General features: G+C 67.4%; 1 pseudogene. It reads left to right on the forward strand.

The annotated features are described in order from the left end of the window. Positions 1 to 313, forward strand: a pseudogene (locus MD221_RS17720) (hypothetical protein); the annotation flags it as partial.

Raw genomic sequence — 313 nt, forward strand, 5'->3', positions numbered from 1 at the left:
ACGGGCTGAGCGGCAACCGCGGCGACCGGGTGATGAGCTACGACGGGCTGGACCGGCTGACCAAGGTCGAGTCGACCGTGTTCGGCACCGGCACCACGCAGGCGGCCACCTATGGCTACGACAGCCTGGACAACCTGACCACCGTCACCCTCGGCGGCACCAAGGCGCGAAGCCAGTCGTATTGCTACGACGCCACCTGGCGCCTGACCAACGTCAAGACCGGCAGCTGCGCCACGGGCACCACGGTGGTGGGCCTGGGCTACGACGCGCAGGGCAACCTGAGCCAGAAGAACGGGGTCAACTTCGACTTCGA

Source organism: Luteimonas aquatica (genome assembly GCF_022662575.1).
Lineage (GTDB): Bacteria > Pseudomonadota > Gammaproteobacteria > Xanthomonadales > Xanthomonadaceae > Luteimonas > Luteimonas aquatica.